Genomic DNA, 11,385 nt, shown 5'->3' with positions numbered 1-11,385 from the left:
CAGGATACCGGCAATGGCGATGGCACCCGAGGTGATCTCCAGCGCGTGCTTGGCTTCGCCACCGGCGTGGCCGGCACTTTCCGGCAGCACGCCTGCCAGTGGCGGGGTGATCCAGGCACCGACGAAGGTCGACAGCACGATCAGCACGCCCAGCGGCAGCCAGTGGCTGATGCCGTGGCCAGCATGGGCTTCGGTCTTGGCTTCGCCGTGGAAGGCGATGAAGATCAGGCGGAAGGTGTACAGCGAGGTCATGAACGCGCCCACCAGGCCAGCGTACAGCAAGCCGGTGTTGCCGCTGGCGAAGGCTTCCCAGAGGATCTCGTCCTTGGAGTAGAAGCCCACGGTCACGATCGGCAGGGCAGCCAGGGCTGCGCCACCGACCACGAAGCTGGCGTAGGCCAGTGGCAGTTTCTTCCACAGGCCACCCATCTTGAAGATGTTCTGCTCGTGGTGGCAGGCAACGATCACCGCACCGGAGGCAAGGAACAGCAGGGCCTTGAAGAAGGCGTGGGTCATCAGGTGGAAGATCGCCGCGTCCCAGGCACCTACGCCCAGGGCCAGGAACATGTAGCCGATCTGGCTCATGGTCGAGTAGGCGAGGATACGCTTGATGTCGGTTTGCACCAACGCGGCGAAGCCGGCCAGCACCAGGGTCACACCACCGACCACACCTACCAGGTGCAGGATGTCCGGTGCCAGCAGGAACAGGCCGTTGGTACGGGCGATCAGGTACACGCCCGCGGTCACCATGGTAGCGGCGTGGATCAGTGCCGAAACCGGGGTCGGGCCCGCCATCGCGTCGGCCAGCCAGGTCTGCAGTGGCAGCTGGGCCGATTTACCCACCGCACCACCCAGCAGCATCAGCGTTGCCAGCACCATCCAGGTGTCGCCAGCCTGGAACTTCTGTGGTGCCAGCACCAGCAGTTCCTGCACGTTCAGGGTACCCAGCTGGGCGAACAGGATGAACAGGCCGATGGCCATGAACACGTCGCCGATGCGGGTGACGATGAATGCCTTGAGTGCCGCGTTACCGTTGTTGCGGTTGCTGTAGTAGAAACCGATCAACAGGTACGAGCACAGGCCCACGCCTTCCCAGCCGAAGTAGATGAACAGCAGGTTGTCGCCAAGGATCAGGAACAGCATGCTGGCGATAAACAGGTTGGTGTACGAGAAGAAGCGCGAGTAGCCCGCTTCGCCGCGCATGTACCAGGACGCGAACAGGTGGATCAGGAAGCCGACACCGGTCACCACGCCGAGCATGGTGATCGACAGGCCGTCCAGGTACAGGGTGAAGTTCGGCGCGAAGCCGTCCACCGACATCCATTGCCACAGCAGCTGGCTGTAGGCGCCGCCTTCAGGCGGGGCAACGTTGAATTGCCAGATGACGTAGGCGGCGGTCGCGGCCGACAGGCCTACCGAGCCGACGCCGATCAGGGCGGACAGGTTCTCCGAGAACCGCCCGCGCGAGAACGACAGCAGCAGGAAGCCGACGAGGGGGAAGACGAAAGTCAGGAAGAGAAGGTTCATCCGCGCATCTCACTGGCAGCATCGATGTCGAGAGTGTGGAAGCGGCGATACAGCTGCAGCAGGATGGCCAGGCCAATACTGGCCTCGGCGGCTGCCAGGCTGATCACCAGAATGAACATCACCTGGCCGTCGGGCTGGACCCAACGGGCACCGGCGACGACGAACGCCAGGGCAGAGGCGTTCATCATGACTTCCAGGCTCATGAGCACGAAGAGGATGTTGCGGCGGACCATCAGGCCAACCAGACCTAAGCAGAACAGGATACCGGCGACCGCCAGACCATGCTCGAGAGGGATAGCACCCATGATTTACTCCTTCGCCTCGTTGCGGCCCAGGTGGAAGGCGGTGACGGCTGCAGCCAGCAGCAGCATCGAAGCCAGTTCGACCACCAGCAGGTACGGGCCGAACAGGCTGATGCCCACTTCTTTCGGGCCCACGGTGGTGCCACTGATGCCAGCGCCGCTCGGGGTGACGAACAGCACGTACAGCAGCTCTGCCAGCAGCAGGGCGCCCAGGATTACCGGCCCTGCCCAGATACCGGGCTTGAGCCAGCCGCGTTCCTGGGCGACCGAAGCCGGCCCGAGGTTGAGCATCATCACGACGAACACGAACAGCACCATGATGGCGCCGGCGTAGGCGATCACTTCCAGGGCGCCGGCGAACGGCGCACCCAGGGAGAAGAAGATCATGGCCACGGAAATCAGCGAAATGATCAGGTAAAGCAAGGCGTGCACGGGGTTGGTGCCGGTAACCACCCGAAGGGTGGAGACCACGGCGATCCCGGATGCGAAGTAGAAAGCGAATTCCATCTTTCTGTCCTTATGGGAGCAAGCTCTTCACGTTGATCGGCTCGGCTTCGTTCTGTGCAGAGCCCTTCGGCTTGCCAGCGATCGCCATACCCGCAACACGGTAGAAGTTGTAGTCAGGGTTCTTGCCGGGGCCGGAGATCAGCAGATCTTCTTTCTCGTACACCAGGTCCTGACGCTTGAACTCGGCCATTTCGAAATCCGGGGTCAGCTGGATCGCGGTGGTCGGGCACGCTTCTTCACACAGGCCGCAGAAAATGCAACGCGAGAAGTTGATGCGGAAGAACTCCGGGTACCAGCGGCCGTCCTCGGTCTCGGCCTTCTGCAGCGAAATGCAGCCAACCGGGCAGGCCACCGCGCAGAGGTTGCACGCTACGCAGCGCTCCTCGCCATCGGGGTCGCGGGTAAGGACGATGCGGCCGCGGTAGCGCGGCGGCAGGTACACGGGCTCTTCGGGGTACTGCAGGGTGTCGCGCTTGCGAAACCCGTGGGAGAACACCATGGCCAGGCTGCGCAGCTGTGTGCCGGTGCCCTTAACGATGTCGCCGATATACTTGAACATGGGTCAAATCCTCACTGGGCCGCGACGGCTGGCGTGTTGTAGAGCACGATCGCAGCGGTCACCAGCAAATTGATCAGGGTCAGCGGCAGGCAGAACTTCCAGCTGAAGTCCATCACCTGGTCATAGCGCGGGCGCGGGATCGAGGCGCGCAGCAGGATGAACAGCATGATGAAGAACGCGGTCTTCAAGGCGAACCACAGGAACGGCACTTGCGGCAGAATGCCGAACGGGCCGTGCCAGCCGCCGAAGAACAGGGTTACCAGCAGCGCCGAGATGAGGATGATGCCGATGTACTCACCGACGAAGAACATGCCCCATTTCATGCCGGCATACTCGATGTGGTAGCCGTCGGCCAGTTCCTGTTCTGCTTCTGGCTGGTCGAACGGGTGACGGTGAGTCACGGCGACGCCAGCGATGAAGAAGGTGCAGAAGCCGAAGAACTGCGGAATGATGAACCACAGGTTCTGCGCCTGGTACTCGACGATGTCGCGCATGTTGAAGGAGCCTACCTGTACCACCACGCCCATCAGCGCCAGGCCCAGGAACACTTCGTACGACACGGTCTGTGCCGAAGCACGCAAGCTGCCCAGCAGGGCGTACTTGTTGTTCGACGACCAGCCAGCGAACAGCACCGCGTAGACCGACAGGCCGGCCATGGCGAAGAAGAACAGCAGGCCGATGTTCAGGTCGGCAACGCCCCAGCCCGGTGTGATCGGGATGATCGAGAAGCCGATCAGCAGGGCGCTCATGGCCACGACCGGCGCCAGGGTGAAGATCATCTTGTCGACGAAGGGCGGGTTCCAGTCTTCCTTGAAGAACATCTTCAGCATGTCGGCGGCGATCTGGAACATGCCGAACGGGCCGACACGGTTCGGACCGTAACGGTCCTGCCACCAGCCCAGCAGACGGCGCTCGACGAAGCTGAGCAGGGCGCCGCAGACCACCACGGCCAGCAGCACCACGATAGCCTTGACGACCTGGATGATCACATCGATCACTTCGGGGGTGAACCAGCTCATTGTGCTGCCTCCTGCAGGCCTTCGACGGATGCACCGAAGATGGCAGGCGGGATGCCGGCCAGGCCTTTCGGCAACGCGACCAGGCCAGCGCCCAGCTCTTCATTGATACGCAGCGGCAGGCGCAGGGCCACACCGGCCACGTTCAGGCTCAGCATCGCGCCGTCGTTGACACCCAGGCGGTCGGCTTCGGACTTGGCCAGGGCCACGTAGGCAGCCGGGATGCGCTGTTGCACCGGGGCGGCGCGCGACGAGCTTTCTTCGCTGCCGAACAGGTGGAAGAACGGCACGGCAGTCCAGGTGCCACGGGCCGGGTTGAAAGCACCCGGAATGGCGTTGAACCAGTTCAGACGGTCGCCTTGCGATTCGATCAGGCGCACACCTGGGTCACCGGCGCGCAGGTGGCCACCGACTTCGTCCTGGAACTTGTTCCAGGCTTGCGGCGAGTTCCAGCCCGGCGACCAGGCGAACGGCACCTGCTGGCGCGGTTCGGCCGAGCCCGAGTAGCCTTCCATGGAGAAGGCGAACGCGGTGTCCTTGTCTTGCGGGGTACGTGGCTCGTGCACGCTGATGTTGGCGCGCATGGCGGTACGACCGGAGTAGCGCAGCGGCTCACGGGCCAGTTTCATGCCCTTGATGCGGAATGCGGCGCTTGGTGCGGCGTTGACGATGCCGGCCAGTTGCGGGGCGGCTTCGGCGCAGGCGCTGGTAACGTGGTCCAGCTGGGTCCAGTCGACCGGCTTGTTCAGCAGGGTGGCACGCAGGGCGTGCATCCAGCGCCAGCCTTCGTGGATCTGGATGCTGCTGTCCAGGTACTGCGGGTCGAACACCTGGAAGAAGCGCTGGGCACGGCCTTCCTGGCTGACCAGGGTGCCGTCGCCTTCGGCGAACGAGGCGGCCGGCAGCACCAGGTGGGCGCGGTCGACAGTGGCGGTTTTGGAGTGGTCGGCAACGATCACCACCTTGGCGGCAGCCAGGGCTGCGTCAACCTTGGCGGCCGGTACGCGGGCGTACAGGTCGTTTTCCAGCACGACGATGGCGTCGGCCTTGCCGCTGATGACCGCATCCAGGGCAGCATCGACGGACTCGCCACCAAGCATGGCCAGGCCGATGCTGTTGGCCTCAGGCACCACCAGGCTCAGCGAGCCGTTTTTCTCGTGCAGCTTCAGGGCCTTGGCGATGTTGGCGGCGGCTTCGATCAGCGCCGGGTCGGCCAGGGAAGTACCGGCAACCACCAGTGGGCGCTTGGCGGCCACCAGGGCGTCGGCGATGCGCTGGGCCAGGGCCTTGGCTTCGTCGTCCAGGCCGGCGACTGCCGGTGCGCTCGGGTCGATGGCGTGGGCCACGGCGAAACCGATGCGGGCGAGGTCGGCCGGGGCTGCGTGTACGCACTCTTCGGCGACGTCGTCGAGCTTGGTTTCAGCCAGGGAGGCGATGAACAGCGGGTACAGTGCGTGCTGGCCGATGTTCTTGACCGCAGCGTCGAGCCAAGGCTGGACCTTCATGGCTTCGGCCATGGCCTCGGCCTTGCCTTTGGTGGCCTGGCGCACGGCCAGGGCAACGCGGGCAGCGGTCTGGGTCAGGTCTTCACCGAGCACGAACACCGCGTCGTGGTCTTCGATGTCGCGCAGGGTCGGCACTGGCAGCGGGCTGTTGTTCAGCACGTTCAGGGCCAGGCGTACGCGTGCCAGTTCGCCAGCTTCCATGCCGGAGTAGAAATACTCGGCGCCGACCAGCTCACGCAGGCCGTAGTTGCTTTCGAGGCTGGCGCGTGGCGAGCCGATACCAACGATGGTGCGGCCGCGCAGCAGGTCGGCGGCTTTGTCCAGGGCGGCGTCCAGGCCCAGCTTGGTGCCATCGGCCAGGTGTGGCTGGCGTGGGCGGTCCTTGCGGTTGACATAGCCGTAGCCGAAGCGGCCACGGTCGCACAGGAAGTATTGGTTGACCGAGCCGTTGAAGCGGTTTTCGATACGGCGCAGCTCGCCGTAGCGTTCACCCGGGCTGATGTTGCAGCCGCTGGAGCAGCCATGGCAGATGCTTGGGGCGAACTGCATGTCCCACTTGCGGTTGTAGCGCTCGGAGTGGGTCTTGTCGGTGAACACGCCGGTTGGGCAGACCTCGGTCAGGTTGCCGGAGAATTCGCTTTCCAGCACGCCGTCTTCGACGCGGCCGAAGTACACGTTGTCGTGGGCGCCGTATACGCCCAGGTCGGTGCCACCGGCGTAGTCCTTGTAGTAGCGCACGCAGCGGTAGCAGGCGATGCAGCGGTTCATCTCATGGGCGATGAACGGGCCGAGGTCCTGGTTCTGGTGGGTACGCTTGGTGAAACGGTAGCGGCGCTCGTTGTGGCCGGTCATTACCGTCATGTCCTGCAGGTGGCAGTGACCGCCTTCCTCGCACACTGGGCAGTCGTGCGGGTGGTTGGTCATCAGCCATTCGACGACGCTGGCGCGAAACGCCTTGGATTCTTCGTCTTCGATGGAGATCCAGGTGCCGTCGGAAGCAGGGGTCATGCAGGACATGACGATACGACCACGGGTGTCGTTCTCGTCGGTGTACTGCTTGACCGCGCACTGCCGGCAGGCGCCAACGCTACCGAGCGCCGGGTGCCAGCAGAAATAAGGGATGTCGAGGCCTAGCGACAGACATGCCTGTAACAGGTTGTCTGCACCGTTGACTTCGAGCGCTTTGCCGTCTACGTGGATAGTGGCCATTGTTCAAAGTTCTTCGTTGGCCCGCGTGAGCGGGCGTGGCTAATGGAAATCGGTGAGCTTGCGACACGCCGCGAATGAATCGGGCCTGCCGGCAAGCTGGCGAGTGGCACGGACCACCCGCCTAATCATCTTGTTATGCGCCGACCACGATCGGCTTGGCCAGGTTAGGGCGCAGGGTGTCACCAGCGGAGGCTGGCGCGACACCGGCTTCGAACTCGGACCGGAAGTATTTGATGGCACTGCCCAGCGGCTCGACGGCACCTGGTGCGTGAGCACAGAAGGTACGGCCAGGGCCGAGGAAGTTGACCAGCCCCAGCAGTGTCTCGATGTCTTCGGCGCGGCCCTGACCTTTCTCCAGCGCACGCAGCATCTTCACGCTCCACGGCAGGCCGTCACGGCAGGGTGTGCACCAGCCGCACGACTCACGGGCGAAGAACTCTTCCATGTTGCGCAGCAGCGAAACCATGTTGATGCTGTCGTCCACCGCCATGGCCAAGCCAGTACCCATACGGGTGCCGACCTTGGCGATGCCGCCGGCGTACATTTGTGCGTCGAGGTGCTCGGGCAGCAGGAAACCAGTACCGGCGCCGCCTGGCTGCCAGCACTTGAGCTTGAAGCCGTCGCGCATGCCGCCGGCGTAGTCTTCGAACAACTCGCGAGCGGTGACGCCGAATGGCAATTCCCACAGGCCTGGGTTCTTCACCTTGCCGGAGAAGCCCATCAGCTTGGTACCGTGGTCTTCGCTGCCTTCACGGGCCAGCGACTTGTACCAGTCGTTGCCATTGGCGACGATGGCCGGCACGTTGCACAGGGTTTCGACGTTGTTCACGCACGTCGGCTTGCCCCATACGCCCACGGCGGCAGGGAAGGGCGGCTTGGAACGCGGGTTGGCGCGGCGGCCTTCCAGCGAGTTGATCAGCGCGGTTTCTTCACCGCAGATGTAGCGGCCGGCACCGGTGTGCACGAACAGCTCGAAATCGAAACCAGAGCCCAGGATGTTCTTGCCCAAGAGGCCTGCGGCCTTGGCTTCATCGATGGCACGGTTGAGGTTTTTCGCTGCGGTGGTGTATTCGCCACGCAGGAAGATGTAGCCACGGTAGGCCTTCAGGGCGCGGGCGCTGATCAGCATGCCCTCGACCAGCAGATGGGGCTGTTGCTCCATCAGCATGCGGTCCTTCCAGGTGTTGGGCTCCATTTCGTCCGCGTTGCACAGCAGGTAGCGGATGTTCATGGATTCGTCTTTGGGCATCAGGCCCCACTTCACACCCGTGGGGAAGCCTGCGCCACCACGGCCCTTGAGGCCGGAGTCCTTGACCGCTTGCACGATATCGTCTTGCGACATCTGCGCCAGCGCCTTGCGGGCTGCGGCGTAGCCGTTTTTCGATTCGTACTCGGCCAGCCATACTGGCTCGCCATCGTCACGCAGGCGCCAGGTCAGCGGATGAGTTTCGGCCGAACGCGCGATGCGGTTGGCCGGGCCGAAGGAAGTGATGGTCATACGTAACCCTCCAGCAGTTTGGTGACGCCAGCGGGCTGCACGTCGCCAAAGGTGTCATCGTCGATCATCAGCGCCGGGGCCTTGTCGCAGTTGCCCAGGCAGCACACTGGCAGCAGGGTGAAGCGGCCGTCGGCGGTAGTCTGGCCGAGGCCGATGCCCAGCTCGCTCTGGATCTGGCTGACGACCGACTCGTGGCCGCCGATGTAGCAGACCATGCTGTCGCACACACGGATGATGTGGCGGCCGACCGGCTGGCGGAAGATCTGGCTGTAGAAGGTGGCCACGCCCTCGACGTCGCTGGCCGGGATGCCCAGCACTTCGCCGATGGCGTGGATGGCGCCGTCCGGCACCCAGCCACGTTCTTTCTGGACGATCTTCAGGGCTTCGATGGACGCCGCGCGCGGGTCCTCGTAGTGATGCATCTCGTGCTCGATGGCCGAGCGCTCTGTTTCGCTCAGGGCGAAACGGTCTGTCTGGATAAGCGTGCTGTTCATGCTTAGCGGTCCACGTCAGCCATAACGAAGTCGATACTGCCCAGGTACGCAATGAGGTCGGCGACCATGCTGCCCTTGATCACCGAAGGGATCTGCTGCAGGTGCGGGTAGCTCGGGGTACGGATCCGGGTGCGGTAGCTCATGGTGCCGCCATCGCTCGTCAGGTAGTAACTGTTGATGCCCTTGGTCGCCTCGATCATCTGGAACGACTCGTTGGCCGGCATGACCGGGCCCCACGAGACTTGCAGGAAGTGCGTGATCAAGGTTTCGATGTGCTGCAGGGTGCGCTCTTTCGGCGGCGGCGTGGTCAGCGGGTGATCCGCCTTGTACGGGCCTTCCGGCATGTTGCGCAGGCACTGGTCGATGATGCGGATACTCTGGCGCATCTCCTCGACACGGACCATGCAGCGATCGTAGGCATCGCCGTTGTGGGCCAGCGGTACTTCGAACTCGAAGTTCTCGTAGCCGGAGTACGGGCGGGCTTTACGCAGGTCGAAGTCGCAACCGGTGGAGCGCAGGCCGGCACCGGTGGTGCCCCATTCCAGCGCTTCTTTGGTGTTGTACGCGGCAACGCCAATGGTACGGCCCTTGAGGATGCTGTTCTGCAGGGCAGCCTTGGTGTATTCGTCGAGGCGCTTGGGCAGCCATTCGACGAAGTCCTTGACCAGCTTGTCCCAGCCGCGTGGCAGGTCGTGGGCGACGCCACCGATGCGGTACCAGGCCGGGTGCAGGCGGAAACCGGTGATCGCTTCGATCACGGTGTAGGCGCGCTGGCGGTCGGTGAAGGTGAAGAACACCGGGGTCATGGCGCCCACGTCCTGGATATAGGTACCCAGGAACAGCAGGTGGCTGGTGATGCGGAAGAACTCGGCGAGCATGATGCGAATCACGTCGACTTTTTGCGGCACTTTGATGCCGGCGAGTTTTTCCACTGCCAGTACGTACGGCAGGTTGTTCATCACCCCGCCGAGGTAGTCGATGCGGTCGGTGTAGGGGATGAAACTGTGCCAGGACTGGCGCTCGGCCATTTTCTCGGCGCCACGGTGGTGGTAGCCGATGTCCGGTACGCAGTCGACGATCTCTTCACCGTCCAGCTGCAGGACGATACGGAACGCACCGTGCGCCGAGGGGTGGTTGGGGCCGAGGTTGAGGAACATGTAGTCCTCGTTGGCGCCCTGACGCTTCATGCCCCAGGCTTCCGGGTTGAAACGCGCCGATTCCTCTTCAAGCTGCTGCTTGGCCAGGGTCAGGCTGTAGGGGTCGAACTCGGTGGCGCGGGCTGGGTAGTCCTTGCGCAGCGGGTGACCTTCCCAGGTCGGCGGCATCATGATGCGGCTGAGGTGCGGGTGGCCGGCAAAGTCGATGCCGAACATGTCCCACACTTCGCGCTCGTACCAGTTGGCGTTTGGCCAGATACCGGTCACGGTCGGCAGGTTCAGGTCGCCTTCGCTGAGCGACACCTTGATCATCACGTCGCTGTTACGCTCGACCGACAACAGGTGGTAGAACACGCTGAAGTCGGCGGCCGGCAGGCCACGGCGCTGGGTGCGCAGGCGTTCGTCCACGCCGTGCAGGTCGTACAGCATGCTGTAAGGCTTGGCGACACCGCGCAGGAAGCTGAGCACCTCTTTGAGCTGGGCGCGTTTGACCCACAGCACGGGCATGCCGGTGCGGGTTTCCTGGGCGACGAATGCTTCGGCGCCAAAACGGTTGTTCAGTTCGACGACCACATCTTGGTCGTCAGCCTTGTAGGGCGGAATGAAAATAGCGTTGTCCGCTGTCATGGTCTCGGTCGCTTTGGGTCAACGTTAAGAATGAAGCCAGGCCGCCGGCTCCCTCGGGAGCGGGCGGCAGGTCGCTGGATCAGACTTCGTCGGGGCTGCGCAGGTTGGTTACTGCAATGCGCTGCTCACGACGCAGGTCTTTCTGGGCTGGCATCTCGGCACGGTAAATACCTTGATCACCAACAACCCAGGAAAGCGGGCGTCGTTCTTGGCCGATCGACTCCTGCAACAGCATCAAGCCTTGCAGGAAAGCCTCAGGGCGTGGCGGGCAGCCAGGCACATAGACGTCCACGGGGAGGAACTTGTCGACCCCCTGAACGACCGAGTAGATGTCGTACATGCCGCCGGAGTTGGCGCACGAACCCATGGAGATGACCCACTTCGGCTCGAGCATCTGCTCATACAGGCGCTGAATGATCGGCGCCATTTTGACGAAGCAGGTACCGGCGATGACCATGAAGTCGGCCTGACGCGGCGAGGCCCGGATGACTTCGGCGCCGAAGCGGGCGATGTCGTGGGGTGCCGTGAAGGCCGTGGTCATTTCCACGTAGCAGCAGGACAGGCCGAAGTTGTACGGCCAGAGGGAGTTCTTGCGACCCCAGTTGACCGCGCCACGCAGCACATCTTCGAGTTTCCCCATGTAGATGTTCTTGTGGACCTGGTCCTCCAGCAGTTGGTCGGTGACGGTTTCCCGTTCACCTACCGGGTACTGCTCGTTAGGCGCATCCGGATCGATTCTGGTGAGATTGTATTGCATTGCCAAAGCCTCATTGTTTCAGCTTCGCTTGCCGCTTGCGGCGACCTTCGGGAGCCCAATCAAGAGCACCGACGCGCCATAGGTAGACAAGACCTGCCAACAGAATTGCTATGAAAACGAGAGCTTCGACGAACCCGGTCCAGCCGCTTTCGCGGACGGACACAGACCATGCAAAGAGAAAGAGGGCTTCGATATCGAAGATCACGAACAGCATCGCGACCAGATAG

The 11,385-nt window shown here is 63.2% G+C and carries 11 protein-coding genes; all 11 read right to left on the bottom strand.

The features are described from left to right. Positions 1-1,527: NADH-quinone oxidoreductase subunit L (nuoL, locus tag APH42_RS27055; RefSeq protein ID WP_060494617.1), on the bottom strand; the 1,527-nt coding region annotated here is incomplete at its 3' end. Continuing rightward, positions 1,524-1,832 (bottom strand): NADH-quinone oxidoreductase subunit NuoK, encoded by a 309-nt coding sequence (gene nuoK, locus APH42_RS27050; RefSeq protein WP_003251446.1) that lies wholly within the window; start codon positions 1,830-1,832, stop codon positions 1,524-1,526. The genes nuoL and nuoK, both read right to left, overlap by 4 nt. Positions 1,833-1,835: 3 nt before the next feature. Beyond that, positions 1,836-2,336: an NADH-quinone oxidoreductase subunit J gene (nuoJ, locus tag APH42_RS27045; RefSeq protein WP_060494616.1), complete on the bottom strand. Its 501-nt coding sequence runs from the start codon at positions 2,334-2,336 to the stop codon at positions 1,836-1,838. A gap of 10 nt (positions 2,337-2,346) precedes the next feature. After that, positions 2,347-2,895 (bottom strand): NADH-quinone oxidoreductase subunit NuoI, encoded by a 549-nt coding sequence (gene nuoI, locus APH42_RS27040; RefSeq protein WP_003251442.1) that lies wholly within the window; start codon positions 2,893-2,895, stop codon positions 2,347-2,349. Positions 2,896-2,906: 11 nt separating this feature from the next. Continuing rightward, a complete protein-coding gene (gene nuoH, locus APH42_RS27035) occupies positions 2,907-3,914 on the bottom strand; it encodes an NADH-quinone oxidoreductase subunit NuoH (protein WP_012273297.1) in 1,008 nt (335 codons plus the stop codon). Continuing rightward, positions 3,911-6,625, bottom strand: coding sequence for an NADH-quinone oxidoreductase subunit NuoG (gene nuoG / locus APH42_RS27030; protein WP_060494615.1), 2,715 nt, complete (start codon positions 6,623-6,625; stop codon positions 3,911-3,913). Before nuoG ends, nuoH begins: the two co-directional genes overlap by 4 nt. Positions 6,626-6,758: 133 nt before the next feature. After that, the gene (nuoF, locus tag APH42_RS27025; protein ID WP_012273295.1) at positions 6,759-8,123 is read right to left on the bottom strand and encodes an NADH-quinone oxidoreductase subunit NuoF; all 1,365 of its coding nucleotides are present in this window, start codon (positions 8,121-8,123) and stop codon (positions 6,759-6,761) included. Further along, positions 8,120-8,617 (bottom strand): NADH-quinone oxidoreductase subunit NuoE, encoded by a 498-nt coding sequence (nuoE, locus tag APH42_RS27020; protein WP_012273294.1) that lies wholly within the window; start codon positions 8,615-8,617, stop codon positions 8,120-8,122. The genes nuoF and nuoE overlap by 4 nt, the downstream gene beginning before the upstream one ends. A 2-nt stretch (positions 8,618-8,619) precedes the next feature. Beyond that, positions 8,620-10,401: an NADH-quinone oxidoreductase subunit C/D gene (gene nuoC / locus APH42_RS27015; protein WP_012273293.1), complete on the bottom strand. Its 1,782-nt coding sequence runs from the start codon at positions 10,399-10,401 to the stop codon at positions 8,620-8,622. A 79-nt stretch (positions 10,402-10,480) separates the two neighbouring features. After that, on the bottom strand, positions 10,481-11,158 hold the full coding sequence (locus APH42_RS27010; RefSeq protein ID WP_008096180.1) for an NADH-quinone oxidoreductase subunit B family protein: 678 nt from the start codon (positions 11,156-11,158) through the stop codon (positions 10,481-10,483). A 10-nt stretch (positions 11,159-11,168) separates the two neighbouring features. Continuing rightward, positions 11,169-11,385: NADH-quinone oxidoreductase subunit A (gene ndhC, locus APH42_RS27005; RefSeq protein ID WP_177336882.1), on the bottom strand; the 217-nt coding region annotated here is incomplete at its 5' end.

Source organism: Pseudomonas sp. NBRC 111140, assembly GCF_001320885.1.
Taxonomy (GTDB): Bacteria; Pseudomonadota; Gammaproteobacteria; order Pseudomonadales; family Pseudomonadaceae; genus Aquipseudomonas; species Aquipseudomonas putida_P.
The sequence above is the reverse complement of the archived record's forward strand: the minus strand, read 5'-3'. Positions and strand labels throughout refer to the sequence as shown.

Excerpts from the sequence above, each read along its gene's own strand:
- nuoK (WP_003251446.1), bottom strand. The coding sequence starts at position 1,832 with ATGGGTGCTATCCCTCTCGAGCATGGTCTGGCGGTCGCCGGTATCCTG.
- nuoJ (WP_060494616.1), bottom strand. The coding sequence starts at position 2,336 with ATGGAATTCGCTTTCTACTTCGCATCCGGGATCGCCGTGGTCTCCACC.
- nuoI (WP_003251442.1), bottom strand. The coding sequence starts at position 2,895 with ATGTTCAAGTATATCGGCGACATCGTTAAGGGCACCGGCACACAGCTG.
- nuoH (WP_012273297.1), bottom strand. The coding sequence starts at position 3,914 with ATGAGCTGGTTCACCCCCGAAGTGATCGATGTGATCATCCAGGTCGTC.
- nuoG (WP_060494615.1), bottom strand. The coding sequence starts at position 6,625 with ATGGCCACTATCCACGTAGACGGCAAAGCGCTCGAAGTCAACGGTGCA.
- nuoF (WP_012273295.1), bottom strand. The coding sequence starts at position 8,123 with ATGACCATCACTTCCTTCGGCCCGGCCAACCGCATCGCGCGTTCGGCC.
- nuoE (WP_012273294.1), bottom strand. The coding sequence starts at position 8,617 with ATGAACAGCACGCTTATCCAGACAGACCGTTTCGCCCTGAGCGAAACA.
- nuoC (WP_012273293.1), bottom strand. The coding sequence starts at position 10,401 with ATGACAGCGGACAACGCTATTTTCATTCCGCCCTACAAGGCTGACGAC.
- APH42_RS27010 (WP_008096180.1), bottom strand. The coding sequence starts at position 11,158 with ATGCAATACAATCTCACCAGAATCGATCCGGATGCGCCTAACGAGCAG.